15 protein-coding genes are annotated in these 17,405 nt (G+C 36.6%); 7 read left to right on the top strand and 8 right to left on the bottom strand.

All coding sequences use genetic code 11. The annotated features are described in order from the left end of the window. Positions 1–12: 12 nt before the first annotated feature. Positions 13–2,439, bottom strand: coding sequence for a thiamine pyrophosphate-dependent enzyme (locus tag WC644_00110; GenBank protein MFA5010330.1), 2,427 nt, complete (start codon positions 2,437–2,439; stop codon positions 13–15). Positions 2,440–2,870: 431 nt separating this feature from the next. Here WC644_00110 and rho point away from each other — a divergent pair, with 431 nt between their 5' ends. The 3 genes from rho to WC644_00095 are packed head-to-tail and all read left to right on the top strand — an operon-like array spanning position 2,871 to position 7,453. Next, complete coding sequence (gene rho, locus WC644_00105; protein ID MFA5010329.1) at positions 2,871–4,151, top strand: transcription termination factor Rho; 1,281 nt, start codon at positions 2,871–2,873, stop codon at positions 4,149–4,151. 29 nt (positions 4,152–4,180) lie between these two features. Beyond that, entirely contained in the window at positions 4,181–5,746 is a 1,566-nt protein-coding gene (locus tag WC644_00100; protein ID MFA5010328.1) for an Rne/Rng family ribonuclease, read from the top strand. Between the two features lie 36 nt (positions 5,747–5,782). Further along, the gene (locus WC644_00095) at positions 5,783–7,453 is read left to right on the top strand and encodes a 2Fe-2S iron-sulfur cluster-binding protein (GenBank protein ID MFA5010327.1); all 1,671 of its coding nucleotides are present in this window, start codon (positions 5,783–5,785) and stop codon (positions 7,451–7,453) included. Positions 7,454–7,501: 48 nt separating this feature from the next. On the opposite strand, the gene WC644_00090 is transcribed toward WC644_00095, so the two are convergent. Beyond that, a complete protein-coding gene (locus WC644_00090) occupies positions 7,502–7,831 on the bottom strand; it encodes a hypothetical protein (GenBank protein ID MFA5010326.1) in 330 nt (109 codons plus the stop codon). Between the two features lie 111 nt (positions 7,832–7,942). Between WC644_00090 and WC644_00085 the strand changes: the two genes are divergently transcribed. Then, positions 7,943–8,848: a DUF4349 domain-containing protein gene (locus tag WC644_00085; protein MFA5010325.1), complete on the top strand. Its 906-nt coding sequence runs from the start codon at positions 7,943–7,945 to the stop codon at positions 8,846–8,848. 38 nt (positions 8,849–8,886) lie between these two features. On the opposite strand, the gene WC644_00080 is transcribed toward WC644_00085, so the two are convergent. Beyond that, a complete protein-coding gene (locus WC644_00080) occupies positions 8,887–9,216 on the bottom strand; it encodes a YbjQ family protein (protein ID MFA5010324.1) in 330 nt (109 codons plus the stop codon). A gap of 81 nt (positions 9,217–9,297) precedes the next feature. On the opposite strand from WC644_00080, the gene WC644_00075 reads away from it, so the two are divergent. Genes WC644_00075 through WC644_00065 form a run of 3 tightly spaced genes read left to right on the top strand, consistent with a single transcriptional unit; the run spans position 9,298 to position 13,472 of the window. Beyond that, positions 9,298–9,687, top strand: coding sequence for an RNase adapter RapZ (locus WC644_00075; protein MFA5010323.1), 390 nt, complete (start codon positions 9,298–9,300; stop codon positions 9,685–9,687). A gap of 4 nt (positions 9,688–9,691) precedes the next feature. Further along, a complete protein-coding gene (locus tag WC644_00070; protein ID MFA5010322.1) occupies positions 9,692–11,341 on the top strand; it encodes an endonuclease in 1,650 nt (549 codons plus the stop codon). Positions 11,342–11,384: 43 nt separating this feature from the next. Then, positions 11,385–13,472, top strand: a complete 2,088-nt coding sequence (locus WC644_00065) for a M3 family metallopeptidase (GenBank protein ID MFA5010321.1) — start codon at positions 11,385–11,387, stop codon at positions 13,470–13,472. 67 nt (positions 13,473–13,539) lie between these two features. Here the strand turns inward: WC644_00065 and WC644_00060 are convergent, their stop codons facing one another. Genes WC644_00060 through WC644_00040 form a run of 5 tightly spaced genes read right to left on the bottom strand, consistent with a single transcriptional unit; the run spans position 13,540 to position 17,393 of the window. Beyond that, positions 13,540–14,610 carry a hypothetical protein gene (locus WC644_00060; GenBank protein ID MFA5010320.1) on the bottom strand — a complete coding sequence of 357 codons (1,071 nt, stop codon included), beginning with the start codon at positions 14,608–14,610 and terminating at the stop codon, positions 13,540–13,542. Between the two features lie 9 nt (positions 14,611–14,619). After that, positions 14,620–15,447 (bottom strand): ABC transporter permease subunit, encoded by an 828-nt coding sequence (locus WC644_00055; GenBank protein MFA5010319.1) that lies wholly within the window; start codon positions 15,445–15,447, stop codon positions 14,620–14,622. A 9-nt stretch (positions 15,448–15,456) separates the two neighbouring features. Next, positions 15,457–16,383: an ABC transporter ATP-binding protein gene (locus tag WC644_00050; GenBank protein MFA5010318.1), complete on the bottom strand. Its 927-nt coding sequence runs from the start codon at positions 16,381–16,383 to the stop codon at positions 15,457–15,459. An 8-nt stretch (positions 16,384–16,391) separates the two neighbouring features. Further along, positions 16,392–16,928: an HD domain-containing protein gene (locus WC644_00045; GenBank protein ID MFA5010317.1), complete on the bottom strand. Its 537-nt coding sequence runs from the start codon at positions 16,926–16,928 to the stop codon at positions 16,392–16,394. A gap of 3 nt (positions 16,929–16,931) precedes the next feature. Continuing rightward, a complete protein-coding gene (locus WC644_00040; protein MFA5010316.1) occupies positions 16,932–17,393 on the bottom strand; it encodes an NYN domain-containing protein in 462 nt (153 codons plus the stop codon). Positions 17,394–17,405: the final 12 nt, after the last annotated feature.

The raw sequence follows: 17,405 nt of genomic DNA, 5'->3' as shown, positions 1-17,405 counted from the left end.
TAGGTTCAATCTTTAAAAGAATTTCGGATATGCATCCGGAAATGATTCGTGCATTATTTCATAAACCGATTTCACAACATCTTCAACACTTGGTTTTGAGAAATAATCACCATCAACTCCATAAGGCGGTCTGTGAGCTTTAGCGCTTAAACATTGAGGTTTAGAATCAAGATATTTATATCCCTCCTGTTCATCAACTATCTGCTGCATCATGAATGCTGTAGCGCCTCCGGGGACATCTTCATCCACAAACAATACCCTGTTTGTTTTTTCAATAGATTTAATTATTATTCCAAACCTGTCAAACGGTAAAAGTGTTTGTACGTCGACGACTTCAATACTGATACCCATTTCCCGAAGTTTTGCTGATGCCCCTTTGACAATATCCACGGTCGCACCGTATGTGACAACTGTTACATCGTCACCTTCCTCAAGTACTTCAGGCATTCCGAGCGGTACGCATATTTCTGAAATGTTATCAGGTAACTTTTCTTTAAATCTATAGGCATTAAGTCTTTCGATTACCATTCCGGGATCATCTGATTTTATTAGTGTATTGTAAAAACCTGCTGCCTGAGTCATGTTTCTAGGAACGCAGATATGAATACCTCTTAAGCAGTTAATAATAGTTCCCATTGGAGAGCCCGAATGGAATATACCAACAAGCCTGTGACCCCTCGTTCTGATTATCAGTGGAGCTTTCTGCCCGCCGTGAGTTCTGTAATGAAGGTTTGCAAGGTCATCTGTAAGTATTTGGATTGCATAAAAAAGGTAATCAAGATACTGTATTTCAACGATCGGTCTCAATCCACGTAGGGCTGCTCCTATTCCCTGACCAACGATTGTCTGCTCTCTGATTCCTGTATCGGTAACACGTATATCGCCGTATTTCGCCTGAAGCCCAGCCATACCCTGATTAACGTCTCCGAGTTGTCCGACATCCTCACCTATAGCAAATACTCGCGGGTCACGCTTGAAGAGATCGTCAAAAAAAGCGAGCAGTACTTCTCTTCCAGCTACCTTAGGCGATTTTTCCGAATATACAGGTTTTATCTCCTTTACGAGCAACGGACTCTCATCAGACTTGCTGAATAGAAAGGTGTTAAATCTATTTTCATTAGATTTCAAATATTCGTTGTACCAGTCATTTAATTTTTGTCTTTCATTTGTTTTTTCTTCCTTAGTAGCTATTAAAACATCGAATACAGCTTCTGCCGTAACTTTCCGTTCCATTCTTGCATCATGAGAGTTGAGAGAGTTATTAATCAAATCTATTTTTTTGCTGTTGCTGCTTGATTTCGAAACCTCAAGTATTATTTTGCTGACTTCTGCTCTTTCGCTGAGAATCGGATCGCAATATTCTTTCCATACTTCCTGTTGTGTTTTCTTCACGTCTGCAATTATATCTTTTTCGATTTCATCGAGTTCTTCTTTGGTAGAAATACCTTTCTCAATCATCCACCTCTTCATCTGTGCAATACAATCGTAATCTTTTTCCCACTGCAGTCTTTCTTTAGTTTTATATCTTTCGTGTGAACCGCTTGTTGAATGTCCAAGTGGTTGCGTAACTTCAAAAATATGAAAAATTGCAGGAATGTGCCTTTCTCTGGTTATTGATATTCCTTCTTTATACGTGTTTACAAGTTTTTCATAATCCCATCCCGGAATTCTATAGATATTATAACCCTGTTCTTTCTTTTCATCGTAAGCAAAACCACCAAGGATTTCAGAAATGTTTTCTTTTGTCATCTGATAAATGTTCGGTACAGATATACCAAAACCATCATCCCAAATTGACATTGCAAGAGGTACCATAAGTACTCCTCCAGCATTGATTGCTTCATAGAAAACACCCTCAGATGTACTTGCGTTTCCTATAGTACCGAATGCAACTTCGTTACCATTCACGGAGAACTCCTTTAAATATGCAAGTTCTGGATTCAGTCTGTATAATTTAGAAGCGTATGCGAGTCCGAGGAGTCTGTGCATTTGTGCAGCCGTAGGTGCAATATCGGAAGTGGTATTATTCATCTTAGTCTGGTTCTTCCACTTGCCGTTTTCATCAAGGAGTCTTGTTGCGAAATGGTTATTCATTGACCTTCCGCCGCAGGCATGTTCTTTGTTTACGTCTGTTTCACCATATAGCTGATAGAAGAAATGTCGTTTATCAGACATTCCTGTGTAGAATGCGAAGGTTTGGTCTCTGTAATATCCTGAACGCCAATCACCTTTCTTAAATGTTTTAGCGAGTGCAATCTGAGCAAGTTCTTTTCCGTCCCCGAATATACCAAACTGAGCGCGCCCCATGAGCGTTTCTTTTCTTCCAAGTATACTGCACTGTCTACTTTCAAAAGCAATTTTGTAATCTGAAAGCGCCTCCATTTTATATTCGGCTGTGAGTTTTCCGTTTTTTGAAACTGCAGTGTTTGTCTTTTCCATCTTTTTGTTTAAATTTTCTTCTCTGTACATTTATTCCCTTCATAATAATGCTGGGTCTATTGGTAGAAATTTTAATTGAAAAAAGACCCTATAACTAAATGATAACAAAATTTATTCTAAAAACAATCCCGTTTTAAGGCATAAAAATCGTAAATATAAATATTTTCTTTTCTTAAAATGCTAAAAATAAATCAAGAAGAGTAGCAGAAAAAAACCTCTTTATCAAAAATTTCATTTTTTCACTTGAAAGTATGATTAATTTCTAATAGATTGATCGGAATCTGGGTTATGTCTTAATCACACTCCAGTATTGAAACTTCAAGAAATAAATATTAATATTTCATTTTAATTATCCAAACATTTATCGGTTTGATAGTTTTCAAATAATAATTAATCCCTTTTACTAAAATTGAAAGAAAGGTTATGATCTAATGGGGACGAATTCAAAAGATGATTTAATTGCTCAAAATTTTGAGAATTTAAAAACAAAGAAAGTAGCTGAGTTAGTTCAAATAGCTAAGGAGCTAAAATTAACTGGCTATAGTGATCTGAAAAAGCAGGAACTTATTTTTAAAATAATTGAGGCTCAGACCCAAAAAGACGGATTTGCGTTCTCATCTGGTGTTTTAGAGGTCTTACCCGACGGGTATGGTTTTTTAAGGTCGGTTGATTATAATTATCTTCCTTCTCCGGATGATATTTATGTTTCACCTTCACAGATTAAGAAATTTTCACTTAAAACCGGTGATACGGTGAAAGGACAGGTAAGACCGCCTAAAGAGGGTGAAAGATTTTTTGCTCTTCTTAAAGTAGAAGAAGTAAACTTTAGTGATCCCGAAAAAATAAGGGACAGAATACTTTTTGATAATCTTACTCCGACTTACCCGGTTAGGAAATTTAACATCGAAACAACTCCTAGTGAGTATTCTATGCGCGTTATGGATATGTTCATGCCGCTTGGATTTGGGCAGAGAGGCTTGCTAGTCTCACCACCAAAAAGCGGTAAGACAATATTGCTGCAGACCATTGCAAACAGCCTTGCAAGAAATCACCCTGAAGTAACATTAATTGTTCTTCTGATTGACGAAAGACCAGAAGAAGTAACAGATATGCAGAGAAACGTCAAAGCTGAGGTCGTGAGTTCTACATTCGATGAACCGCCTGAAAGGCACGTTCAGGTTTCTGAAATAGTTATTCAGAAGGCAAGAAGACTCGTAGAAGCAGGCAAAGACGTTGTTATACTACTAGACAGTATAACTCGTCTTGCAAGAGCACACAACACCGTTATTCCTCACAGTGGTAAAATACTTTCGGGTGGTGTTGATGCTAACGCACTACATAAACCAAAAAGATTTTTTGGTGCTGCAAGGAACATCGATGAAGGCGGAAGTCTTACAATTATCGCGACAGCGCTTGTAGAAACCGGCAGCAGGATGGATGAGGTTATTTTCGAAGAGTTCAAAGGCACGGGTAATATGGAAGGTGTTCTTGACAGAAAACTATCAGATCGAAGAGTATTCCCTGCACTCGACCTTAATCGTTCGGGTACAAGAAAAGAAGAGCTCTTATTATCACCCGATGTTCTTAACAGGGTCTATCTCCTAAGGAAAATTACTTCTGACCTAAATCCGGTTGAAGCAATGGAGTTCATGCTTGATAAAATGAGAGGAACAAAATCAAATAAAGAGTTCCTGTCTTCTATGAATTCATAACTTGTTTTGAATGAATATATAAGTTCTTAATGAAAAAAGAGATTTTAATTAATTCTACTTCATATGAAGTAAGAATTGCAATAATTGAAGAAGGAAAACTTGTAGAATTATTTTACGAAAGCCCTGATTTAACTCGAAACGTTGGTGACCTTTACTGGGGCAAGGTTGCGAAAGTTATGCCGGGAATCAGAGCAGCATTTATAAATCTCGGATTCCAACAGGATGCTTTCCTACATTTTTCCGATATTGATACATCAATTGATGATTATTCTTCAATACTCGGAGATGACAGTGATGTTGACGAAGACGATGAGGAGGAAGAAGTAACAACTGTCCCTGTCAAGACTGCATATAACAGGTCTAAAGCGCCGGTTAACATAGAACGAGGTCAGGATATTATTGTCCAGATAATAAAAGAGCCTGTAGGTAATAAAGGTGTACGCGTAACCTCCAAGGTCTCACTTCCGGGAAGGTATCTTGTGCTGCTTCCTTTCAACAGAAGAATTGGTATTTCCAAAAAGATTTATAATTACAAAGAAAGAAGGCGTCTTAAGCAGATAGTCAGACCTCTCCTTCCTGAAGGATTTGGTCTTATCATCAGAACTGTTGCTGCATCTCAGGACGAAAATCTTATAAAAGATGACCTGAAGAAGTTGGTTTCCACATGGAATGAAATGCAAGCCAAAGCGAAAACTTTAAAACCACCGGCCATTTTGTATAAAGATGTTTCAACAACAAATTCCGTTGTTCGTGATCTTTTTAGAGATGATGTAACGCGGGTTTTAATTGATTCGAAAAAATTATACAAGGAAATAAAAGGCAATCTTGATATTAACTCTCCCGAATTTTCAGAAAAAGTTGAGTTATATTCAAACTCAGCTCCTTTGTTTGATGTTTACAATGTTGAAAAGCAGATTGAAGAATCATTAAGCAAGAAAGTATGGCTTAAGAATTCTGGTTATATTGTTATTGAGACTACGGAAGCAATGACTGTTGTGGATGTAAACAGCGGGAAGTATGCTAAATCAAGAGACCAGGAACAGAATTCATTAAGGATAAACTTCGAGGCAGCAAAAGAAATTGCAAGACAGCTAAGGTTGAGAGATATAGGTGGAATAATTGTTGTTGATTTTATTGACTTGTATGAGGATTCGAACAAAAGGAAATTGCACGAAGAGCTTAAAAGGGAGTTCAGAAAAGACCGTGCAAAAATAACAGTTCTTCAAATGACAGATTTCGGACTGGTTCAGATTACAAGACAGAGAATCAGGCAAAACATTCTGAACAGGATGTCAGACAACTGTCCTATGTGCATTGGTACAGGCAGAGTACAGTCTAAGATGGCATTTGTTACCGAGATTGAAACATGGCTGCAAAGATTCAGGGGTGGAGGCGGAGATATGTTCCTGAGAATGCGCGTAAATCCGTTAATAAAACATTATTTAACGAGTGGATTTATAAATAAGATTCTTCGGTTATGTATTAAATACAGAACAATAATTAAGCTTGAGGTAGATGAAAAACTTCCATTATCAGATTTTCGCTTTCTTACTGTTAAGAGTAAGACTGATATTACCGAGGAATACAGTGTTTAGTTTTATCTTTATTTATTAATATAAATATTTTAAGATTTGCCGAAATTAATTATAGATAATAAAGAGGTTGAATACAATACCGGGCAGACTGTAATCGAAGCAGCAAAGACTTCCGGTATTGAAATACCGCATTTTTGCTGGCATCCTGGTTTATCTGTATCGGGTAACTGCAGAATCTGTCTTGTCGAAATAGAAAAGCTGCCGAAACTTGCCATTGCCTGCTCGACTGCAGCAACAGAAGGCATGGTTGTTCATACTAAATCTCCGAAAGTAATAGAGGCACAAAATGCTGTTATGGAGTTCCTTCTTATTAATCATCCTCTGGATTGTCCTATATGTGATGAAGCGGGTGAATGCAAACTTCAGGATTATTCTTTTAAATACAGCAAAGGACTTTCACGTTTTGATGAAGAGAAGAATCATAAAGATAAAAGAATATCACTCGGACCTAATGTATTGTTTGATCAAGAAAGATGTATTAGCTGTTCACGCTGCATAAGATTTTGTGATGAAATAGCAAAAGAACCTCAGCTCACATTTGTCAAGAGAGGCGAGAAAGTCACAATAAAAACATTTCCCGGAAAAGAACTCGATAATCCTTACTCAATGAATGTTATTGAAATTTGTCCGGTCGGTGCATTAACATCAAAGCATTTCAGGTTCCGTTCCAGAGTATGGGATATGTCGTTCACTGATTCAATATGTCCGGGTTGTTCAAGGGGATGCAATAGTATTATAGGAGTAAGACAGAATGAGATACTGCGTATTGAACCAAGGGAGAACCTTGAAGTGAATAACTGGTGGCTTTGCGACTGGGGTAGATTGAATACTATTAAAGATTTAAGTAATACGGAGAAAAGATATAATCTACCCATGATAAAATCCGAAGAGGAAGAATCTGAGGATCGAATAATAATAGAAGTAGCATGGGAAGAGGCAGTCTCAAAAGCAGTATCTGTACTCACCGGGAAGAAAGGAAATATACTTTTTATCGCCTCTCCGTTCTCAACGCTTGAAGATAATTATGCGCTGAAGAAATTTGCAAAGGAAGTGTTTAACAGCAGCGATGTATTTTACATTCCGCAAATTGATGAATCTTTTGGAGACGATATACTAAGGAAATCAGATAAAACACCTAACTCCAAAGGAATGCAATCACTTGGAATAAAGCCATTGCAGGAAGACACACTGAATGATATTAACTCGGGAAAATATAAGGCTTTATACGTGATAAATGATGATATTAGCAGGAATTCCGGACTCTCAAGATTAATCTCAAAATTTGAAGTTTCCGTATTTCATCTCAGCCTTAAAAACAAATTTTCGGATTCTATAGCGGATATAATATTTTCCGAATCATCTTATGCCGAAATAAACGGTACGTTCATGAATTTTCAGGGACGTATTCAAAGATTAAGACCTGCTCTAGCAACACTTGAGCAGGAAAGGCTTCTGGGAGAATATTCGCTATCAAGACTTGATAAATTCGGTGCTCCAAATGACAGATGGACAAAAGACAACAGGTTTAATGCAAGACCGACATGGAAAATACTTAAACAGATTGCTAAAGTATTCGGAGTTGATTTTAAATTTGAAAATTCTGAAGAAGTATTTACAGAACTTTGTAAAGAAGCATTCGGAATTAATGATATGGATTACGATAAAGTTGGTAACAAAGGCTATATAATTCAAACAAACAAGGTTTAAATTTTAAAAAGGCGCACTTATTTAAGAGGTGCGCCTATAATACTTAGTTTATTCTGCTTCCCTTTCTTTCTTCCTCTTAATAAAATCATTGATGTAAAAAATAAGTGATATCAAGGATACAGCTGCCATTATGATAATAATTGTGTTTCCTCTTATACCCCCTACAATGAAAAACATTAATGTAGTAAGGCCAGTAAGCCCTACGCCAATATGCGCAGTAATTGAATTCTCTTTTTTAACCGGTATTACAAGTCCGAGAAGAATTACTCCGATTGCAGGAGCTATCAAAGCAGTTGGACTGCCGGAAGTTATGTAACCAAATATTCCGAGTGCTATTAACACAATAGCATTAAAAGTCATTACTTGATAATTTTTCATATTATTTCGTTTAAAATTAATTTATAATCATAAATTCAAACACATATAGTAGTGTTATCGTTCATCGGGAACATACTTTTTAAAACAATAGTATTAAACAAAAACAATTATATGAGAAAATTAAGTTTGTATCTTGCAACACCGGTCTTGTTCGTTTTGATTCTGTTTGGCTGTGAAACCGAATCAGACAAACTACCGGTCAATGTTGAGAAGTCAACTGATTTGTTGCAGGAATCAGGGACCAGGAATATCGAATCCTCAACTTCTAAATCGGGCAATTTATCAGACAATAAATCTTCGACTGATGACAAACTTCCTGAAATAAAAGACCAAAGAATGATAATTAAAACAGGTTCTTTGAGCCTTGATATAGAGAAGTATGATGATACGGAAGTGAAAATTCTTGAGATTGTAAAATCACAGGGCGGATTCGTGTCTAAAAGCAATAACACCGTGAATGCAAGCGGAAGCAAATCGGGTACAATTACTGTAAAAGTACCCACTGATAAGTTTGATTTGCTCGTTATTGAAATCAGCAAAATCGGAAGAGTTGTAAACCAGAACATACAGGCTAGCGATGTTACCGAAGAATACGTAGACCTTGAATCACGTCTAAAAACACAGAAAGAGCTTGAGCAAAGACTAATAAAACTGCTAGATGAAAAAGCGGTTAAACTATCAGATGTTATAGAAGTAGAAGAAAAACTTGCTTCTGTCAGGCAAAAGATTGAAAGTATAGAAGGCAAGATGAAACTTCTCAAATCGCAGTCAGATCTATCTACTCTAACTATTAACGTGTTTGAGCCTTCAATGCTAAGCACCTCCTCCGGTGGAGGATTCTTTTATGAACTTAAACAAGCGATAAAGAAGGGATTGTCCGGATTTACAAAAGTACTAGCTGTATTAATAATGTTTGTAATTTCTGTAATACCGGTACTTTTATTGGCATACATCCTTTATCGTATTATTAAATTAATTCTGCAACGAAAAAAGCAGAAAAAATCCGTAAAGCAATAATCAAAAACCTTTTTAAGGTTAATACGTTAGGAAGGATTTTATTCTTTTTCCATGATGACAGCAGTACCGTACGCAAGGACCTCTGTTACTCCTGACATGACGTCGTTTGCGTCGTAGCGCATACCAACTATGGCATTAGCTCCTATTTCTTCGGCATGTTTTACCATAATTTCAAACGCTTCGACTCTTGTTTTCTCACAAAGTTCTGTAAATAAAGTTATATTTCCTCCGACTATTGTTTGCAAAGAAGCTCCGATAGTTGCAAACATGTTTCTCGAGCGAACGGTTATTCCTCTCACAACTCCAAGGTTTTTTACTATTTTATAACCGTCAATTGCAAAAGCTGTTGTAATTAATGATTTATCCATTTTGGTTTAATTTTAAGTCAATATTGATTATCTTTATTTCCCTTTGATTACGGGTCCTTATTTTAAATTTAACGAAAAATATTGCTAAAAGTTAGAGTATTTTCATTCAGTTACCTTCACGGATGTATTCCAAAAGATGATTCCGGAAACGGCGGGGGTTTTGTATTTGACTGCAGGTTTATTGAAAATCCCGGCAGGTATCCCGAATTTAAAACAAAAACAGGTAAAGATTTTGACGTGAAATTTTATATTGAAACGCAGACAAAGATGACCGGTTTCTTGAAAAATGTGTTCTTAATTGTGGATGATGCAATTGAAAAATACTTTCAAAGGGATTTCACAAATTTAATGATATCATTCGGATGCACGGGCGGACAGCACCGGTCGGTTTATGCCGCTGAGGCGATGGTAAAGCACATTGCTGAAAAGTTTCCTAATGTACTTTACGAAATAAACCACAATAATTTATAAACGAATGTATAACAAATTTTTCGTTCTGCTTCTTATATTCTGTATTAAAGGAACATATGCACAGTATACACCTTCTCTTATTACAGTCGATACTGCTGTTACAAAGAGTATTAAATCCAAATCATTCTTTGTGAAGAATCCGGTTAATAGAGTAATACAAGTTACAAACATAAGGACATTAACTCAACAGTTTACTTGTAGTACTGCACCTTTTAACATAAATCCATTCGATAGCGTACTAGTAACCATGAATTTTTACACCAATCAGAATATCACTTACAGAGATTTTATTATATTTGAGAATTATGGACTGAATTCTCCTATAGTGTACTATATTGTAGCAACAGCCAAATATCCTGATGCACTATATTCCTTTACTCAAGGACTTATCGATGAACCGTTAAAAACCGCACTACGGACTTTTACAACAACAGGGTACATTACACTGGGCTACAATACAGCTCGTGACCACATGTACGGGACGATAGACCATTACGAGTCACCCGATACTCTCGAATGCGTTTACACAGGTAGGCGCGCTTACGTAAAGACAAGAGCGCAAGCTACGACACAAGGTTTTAATTGTGAGCATACTTATCCTCAGGGTTTTTTCAATTCAGCTGACCCGATGGTGAGTGATTTATTTCATTTATATCCAACAGATGATGCAGCAAATAATGCAAGGGGAAATTATCCCTTCGGACTTCCTATTACTAATATAACTTATAATGTCGGCGGTTCAAAACTCGGTAAAGATTCACAAGGTGAAACTGTTTTTGAACCAAGAAATGTGCATAAGGGCAATGTTGCCAGGAGTCTTTTTTATTTCAGCGTAAAATACTCAGCAAATTACGGAGGATTCATGACAGCCAAGCAAGAAGGAATATTAAGACAATGGAATGTTCTTGATACTGTTAACTCCAATGAACGATTAAGAAATACAAGAATAAAAAGTTTCCAGAATGTTTTTAATCCTTTTATTGATCATCCGGAATTAGTTGATCGTATCAAAAGCACTTATTCTGTAATACCAGCAATAACAAGACCCGAAATATCAGCTTCGCCTAACAACGTTATATTTGATACTCTCGCAGTTAATGATACAGCAAGTTATTTTGTTGGAGTGATGAATTACGGTACTGGCAATCTTTCAATAAATTCAGTTACGTCAAGCACTCCACAGTTTATTGTAGAATCTATTCCTACAAGCATACCTCAGAATGAACTAAGGTATATTAAGGTTAAGTTTAAGCCAACAGAAACAAATCAGACTTACAGCGGAGCGTTAACCATACAAAATCCCGATAGTAATATTACAGTTAATCTGCTTGGGTTCAGTAACATGCAAACCGGAATTATATTCATATCAACTTTGCTGCCTGAAGAGCTTACACTTATGCAGAATTTTCCGAATCCATTTAATCCGACGACAAAAATCAGGTTTGCTGTTCCAGTAAAATTATCAGGAGTAAATATTACACTTAAAATATATGACCTTACAGGTAAGGAAGTAGCTAATCCGGTAAACAAAAGCATGAACGCAGGTTATTATGAAATGGAATTCAACGTGTCCAACCTTGCAAGCGGAGTCTATGTCTACAGGTTACATGCAGGAAATTTTACGGAGCAGAAAAAGTTTACACTTATTAAATAGAAAATAAAAGGATCTTCAATATAAATTTCAAAGTATTGTTACCATGAAAACATTATTTAACATTTTTTCAATTTTATTTATTTTTATTATGAATGTGTTTGCGGAGGATAATCCGTTTTTAAAACCTTACGAAACACCTTTCAATGCACCCCCTTTTGACAAGATTAAAGTAGAACATTATCTTCCTGCTTTTAAAGAGGGTATAAAGCAGCAGGAACAAATCATAGAGCGCATAGTAAGTGAAAAATCTATTCCTGACTTTTCGAACACAATTGAAGCGCTTGAAAACAGTGATATCCTACTATCTGAAGTAGGAGGTGTTTTCTTCAATATGCGTTCCGCAAATACCAGCGAGGAATTGCAAGCAGCAGCTAAGGAAATTGCACCTTTGTTATCGCGTCACAACGATAATATTCTTTTAAACAAAAGACTCTTTGAAAAAGTAAAGTATGTTTACGAAAACAAAGAACCTCTTAACGTTGAACAAGCGAAATTGCTAAAGGATACCTATGACAGGTTTGTCAAGGGCGGAGCAGGACTCGATGATGTAAAACAGGCAAGATTAAGAGAAATAAACGAAAAACTTTCGTTACTCGGATTAAAATTCGGTGACAACCTTCTTGCGGAAACTAACGGGTATAAACTTATACTCGAAAGCAAGGATGAATTAGCCGGACTTCCGCAGTCACTTATTGATGCAGGAGCTGAAACGGCAAAGAAATCAGGCATGGAAGGAAAATGGGTTTATACATTACAGAATCCCAGTGTAATGCCTTTTCTTCAGTATTCAGCAAACAGAGAATTAAGAGAGAAAATATGGCGTGCTTATATGAGCAGGGGAAATAACGGCAACGCTTACGACAACAATGAGATAATAAAAGAAATTGTTAATCTTAGGATGGAGCGTGCTAATCTGCTCGGGTACAAAACACATGCTGATTTTGTACTTGAAGATAATATGGCAAAAAATCCTGCCGGAGTGTACGATCTCTTAGATAAACTATGGAAGCCCTCTATAGAAACGGCTAAAAAAGAGACTGCTGACATTCAGTCCATAATCGATAAAAGCGGAGCCAAGTTTAAAGTCCAGCCATGGGACTGGAGATACTACACTGAACTTATCCGCAAGGAAAAATATGACCTTGACGAAGAAATGCTTAAGCCATATTTCGAGCTTAATAATGTACGTAATGGAATATTTACACTTGCGAATAAACTGTTCGGTATTACATTCACGGAAAAAACCGATGTACCGAAATATCATGAAGAAGTTACAACTTATGAAGTAAAGGATGAAGACGGTTCATACATTGGAATATTTTATCTTGATATGCATCCCCGTTCTACTAAAAGGGGAGGAGCATGGATGAATAATTACCGTGACCAGTATTTACTTAATGGAAAGAATGTTTATCCAATAATAGGTGTTGTCTGCAATTTCACAAGACCAACAGGTGATATGCCTGCCTTGCTCACATATGATGAAGTAGCAACATTTTTCCATGAATTTGGGCATGCCTTACAGGGATTTCTTTCGAAGTGTATCTACAAAAGTACATCGGGTACTAATGTCTCAAGAGACTATGTTGAACTGCCTTCACAGATTATGGAAAACTGGGCAGGCGAGCCCGAGGTAATGGCATTCTACGCAAAGCATTATAAGACTGGCGAAATGATCCCGCAAGAACTTCTTGACAAGATGGATAAAAGCTCTAAGTTCAATCAGGGATTCACAACAACAGAGTATCTTGCGGCATGCTATCTCGACATGGCTTACTATACCCGAACGGAAGAACTCACACAAAACCCTATCGGATATGAGGAAAAAGTCTTATCAGATATTGGTTTAATTCCTGAAATTATATCAAGATACAAGAGCACTTACTTCAATCATATTTTTAACTCGGGTTATTCAGCCGGTTATTACAGCTATATATGGGCACAGGTACTCGATGCAGATGCTTTTCAGGCATTTGTTGAAAATGGAATTTTCGATAAGAAGACTGCAAAACTATACAGAGATAACGTACTTTCAAAAGGTGCTAATGGCGACCCGATGGAAAATTACGTAGCTTTCAGGGGCAAGAAGCCGACAATCGATGCTTTGCTAAAAAGAAAAGGAATGCAATAGCGATATAATTTTGATGCTTTAATTATAAACAATCCCCGATGAATTCATTCGGGGATTTATTATTTTCTCATTTATTAATAAGCAGATTGTTGTTCCGGAAATCCTGAATATTTGTGCTGTCAATTTTAACAGTAATCAGAAATGTATTCTCAAAATTCTGAAGGTTTATATCGTTCAGTATTTTTTCGAATGCTGTATCCTTTTTGTCTTTATTTCCTGCAGATGCAATCTTAGCGAGTCCGATAATCCCGTTAAAGAGTTTATCAACGTATAGTGTCGATTCCCTGTCCGCACATTCAAACTGCAGAACAAGCTCAACTTCTTCTTTAATCTTTCCGTTAAGCGAAATTGAATTAACTTTTTCGTAAAGCCTGTTCAAAATCACATCATCAGTTTTGGATAAAGAATCTGCTTTCTGCTGTGTTGCTGAAGTATCGGTGCCTTCCTTATCAAAAGCTTTTCCGGATTTTATATCAATAAAGTTTGCAAATATTCCCCTTATAAACATTTTCTCTGCAGAAACAAGCCACATACTTTCTTTGTACATAATTGCATTTATTGCTTTCATCAGCTCATCGTTTCTGACAAGCCCTGTATTTGAGGTGTCGGATATATCCTTCATCTTCGTCAGCTGTTCAGTGTAGTTGCTTGCACAGAGGGTAAAATTATCCTTCAAAAAGAAAGCTGTGTTGCTGGGTTTATGCTTATAATAGCTGAACCCGTTTGCACCATCAATCTTTTCGAAAAGAGAATCATTGCTCAGATATACTGTTATTTTAGTCTTGTCAAAAGAACCTTTCATGACAATAGCATTTTGCCCCGTCCATGAATTAGCGAAAAATATTTCATCAAGTCCGTCTGATATAGTAGCTCCTGTTGCAGTCTTGAACACATTTAAGATACTGCCGAATGTGTTTTCGCTCGAAAGCATTGAATCGGCGATGTTTTGTTTCCAGAAATCTGTAGTTCTTAAATACTTGAAGTTGATGTACATAACGAACTGCGGCTTTTCCGGAAGAAGGTTTAAGTTGTTCTTAACCGATAACGGAAGCTTTTCAGGTGTTGGGTTTGAGCCGCATGAGAAAAATATAATTGCCGCAAAAAATATGAAACAATGTATATAAATATTCTTTCTCATATATATTTTTTAATAATCTTTTTTATTAAAATACCAGATTGAAAGCACGAGCATAATCGTCATAAACAACAGCGATGAAATCAGAGGCATATAATTAACAACAGCATTCTGAGTAACAAAACTTACGGTTATATCCTGCATATCCCAAGGCTTAGGAAGTATCTGATAAAAGAATTTCAGCAATGATTCTGCAACAGGACCAAAAACTATGCTCTTTTCATCACTCTGAAAATATGTGTTGGCAAGATACAGCAGAAAACTTACCGGAAAGAACAAAAGCATGTTAATTATAATAGTAAGTATAGTGCTTCTTGAAAGAATTCCTATAAGCATGACCGCAGAATACAGCACGCTGAATATAAGCGTGAACCATAATATCGAATACAAGAATGAAGGATTCCAGAATCCTGTTTTTGATGAAACGAGTATCCAGATAGCACCCATCAAAAATGTGAATGCTATCAGCACTATTAATGTAGCGGCAAGGAAATGTCCAATAATAATTTTTGTTCTTGATATCGGTTTTGATAATAGTAAATCTATATGACCTTTCTTCAGCATATCCGGAATGAACGAAGATGTAATAATCAACATGGACGATACAAGCATAAACATAGGAATACCTGCGACGATGTACGACTGAAAAGTCAGGACTGCTTCTCTCAGGCTGTTTCCGCCGCTCGATTCAAGCATCATTTGCATACCTTCAACCGTTGAGTTTGTCAGTGCAAAAACTGACAGAATAATTAACAGAGAAAAGAATCCGAAAATAGTGAGTAAAATTTTCTTGGCAAGTGCTTCTTTGAAAACTCCTTTTATAAATGCTGCTAATACCATAATATCCTCCTAATTCTTTTGTTCAATTAAGTTAATAAACATGCTCTCGAGTGAATTCTTTTCTTTGTACACACCGTGTATCAGTACATTTGATGAGCGCAGATAGTCAATTATCTTGTTAACATCTTCCACTGAATTTATTATGCATTCAAATTCATTTTTCCCGTGAAGTGTACCTTTGTATTCAGTTAGAATCTTGTTCATTATATCTTCAGATAAATCGCTTGTAATGAAAATGTATTTATTGCTTGAAGTCGTAATATCAGCAACGCTGCCAACTTCAATGAGTTCGCCTTTGTTAAGTATGGCAACCTTATCGCAGATTAGTTCAATTTCGCTAAGTAAGTGTGAATTAAGGAAAATAGTTTTACCCTGACTTTTTAATTCAAGGAGTACATCTCTGATTTCTTTTCTCCCGATAGGGTCAACTCCGTCTGTCGGTTCATCAAGAAATATCAAGTCAGGGTCGTTTATCATAGCTTGCGCAAGACCGAGTCTTTGCAGCATACCCTTAGAGTATTTCTTAATTTTTGTAGTACCCCACTGGTCCATACCGACAATCTTAAGATACTTGTATGTTTTCTTATCAAGGTCTGATTTAGTAAGACCGCTTAATCTGCCGAAATAGTCAATAACCTGTTCACCCGATAAATAATTGGGGAACCTATGGTTTTCAGGTAGGTAACCGATTCTTTTCTTATTTCTGACGTTAGTAACGGGTTTATCAAAAAGCTTTGCATTTCCGTTTGTTGCAAAAGTAATCCCAAGGAGAATCTTTACAAGGGTGGTTTTGCCCGCACCGTTAGGACCCAGCAGACCGAAAATCTCACCGCTTCCAACGTTGAAAGAGACTTTTTCAAGAGCTTTTATTTTATCACCCGAAAACTTTTTTCCCGGAAAGTGTTTCGTCAGCGAATTAATTTCAATTACATTCATATTTATTATCAGTTGGCTTTCATTGCGTTAATAATGTTTGTTATGTGTTCCTCCAGTGTAAGTCCGATTTCTTCAGCACCTTTTCTTATATCATCCCTGTTTACATTTTTAGCAAATGCTTTGTCTTTCATTTTCTTTATGACGCTTTTAGCCTGTACGTCCTGAAGTCCATTTTCTTTCATAAGACTGTAGGCATGCACAAACCCCGTAACTTCATCGCATGCGAATAAGTACTTTGCCATAGTTGTATCACGCGGTACGTCAGTTCTTTCGGGATACGCATGTCCGAGTATTGCGTTGATAATATTCTCGTTGTAACCTTTATCCTTTAATACGGGAATTGCCGTGTTTGGATGCGTGTCGGGAAATTTTTCCCAGTCAAGGTCATGCAGCATGCCAGCAGTGCCCCATAAATCAGCATCTTCGTTTAATAATCCCGCATAGTATCTCATGCATTTCTCAACATGGTAACAGTGATTCCTCAGGTTTTGATTCTCAATATATTCTTCGAGAAGTTCTACCGAGCTATCTCTTTCAATATTCATATCTTAACTGAAATGTTTTTTAAAGAAATCAAAATCTTTTTTACTCATGCCATCGGGTTTTTCATCTTCCTTTTTCGGCATATAGTGGTTTATGTTATCCGTGCTTTTAATCTTTCTCTCCTGGATAAAGTCTTCAGATTTTAGTATTTCACAGCCGCATGCTCTTGCAATGCTTAATATTTCATTGTCTGACGAGACAACTGCTACAGCATTCTTATTATAATTTTCTTCGATATAGGCGCGAATAATATCGTCGGCTTTTTTTACTCCTGAGAACAAAATATTTTTGGATTTAATATTGCTGAATCCATCAAATACCAGAATGAGTTTGTCATTTTTGTTAATTCTTCCTTTAATTGATTCATACAATGAGAGCTGAGCGGCTTCGGGATTTTCCGAAAAGAGTTTCCTTATGCCCTGCATCTTATGTATCAAATTATTTCCATCTATTATTATTGTTCTCATATAACAATCATC

Source organism: Ignavibacteria bacterium, assembly GCA_041649015.1.
GTDB lineage: Bacteria > Bacteroidota > Ignavibacteria > Tepidaquicellales > Tepidaquicellaceae > CAIKZJ01.
This window is presented reverse-complemented; position numbering and strand designations above follow the sequence as displayed.

Excerpts from the sequence above, each read along its gene's own strand:
- WC644_00110 (MFA5010330.1), bottom strand. The coding sequence starts at position 2,439 with ATGGAAAAGACAAACACTGCAGTTTCAAAAAACGGAAAACTCACAGCC.
- rho (MFA5010329.1), top strand. The coding sequence starts at position 2,871 with ATGGGGACGAATTCAAAAGATGATTTAATTGCTCAAAATTTTGAGAAT.
- WC644_00100 (MFA5010328.1), top strand. The coding sequence starts at position 4,181 with ATGAAAAAAGAGATTTTAATTAATTCTACTTCATATGAAGTAAGAATT.
- WC644_00090 (MFA5010326.1), bottom strand. The coding sequence starts at position 7,831 with ATGAAAAATTATCAAGTAATGACTTTTAATGCTATTGTGTTAATAGCA.
- WC644_00085 (MFA5010325.1), top strand. The coding sequence starts at position 7,943 with ATGAGAAAATTAAGTTTGTATCTTGCAACACCGGTCTTGTTCGTTTTG.
- WC644_00080 (MFA5010324.1), bottom strand. The coding sequence starts at position 9,216 with ATGGATAAATCATTAATTACAACAGCTTTTGCAATTGACGGTTATAAA.
- WC644_00070 (MFA5010322.1), top strand. The coding sequence starts at position 9,692 with ATGTATAACAAATTTTTCGTTCTGCTTCTTATATTCTGTATTAAAGGA.
- WC644_00065 (MFA5010321.1), top strand. The coding sequence starts at position 11,385 with ATGAAAACATTATTTAACATTTTTTCAATTTTATTTATTTTTATTATG.
- WC644_00060 (MFA5010320.1), bottom strand. The coding sequence starts at position 14,610 with ATGAGAAAGAATATTTATATACATTGTTTCATATTTTTTGCGGCAATT.
- WC644_00055 (MFA5010319.1), bottom strand. The coding sequence starts at position 15,447 with ATGGTATTAGCAGCATTTATAAAAGGAGTTTTCAAAGAAGCACTTGCC.
- WC644_00050 (MFA5010318.1), bottom strand. The coding sequence starts at position 16,383 with ATGAATGTAATTGAAATTAATTCGCTGACGAAACACTTTCCGGGAAAA.
- WC644_00045 (MFA5010317.1), bottom strand. The coding sequence starts at position 16,928 with ATGAATATTGAAAGAGATAGCTCGGTAGAACTTCTCGAAGAATATATT.
- WC644_00040 (MFA5010316.1), bottom strand. The coding sequence starts at position 17,393 with ATGAGAACAATAATAATAGATGGAAATAATTTGATACATAAGATGCAG.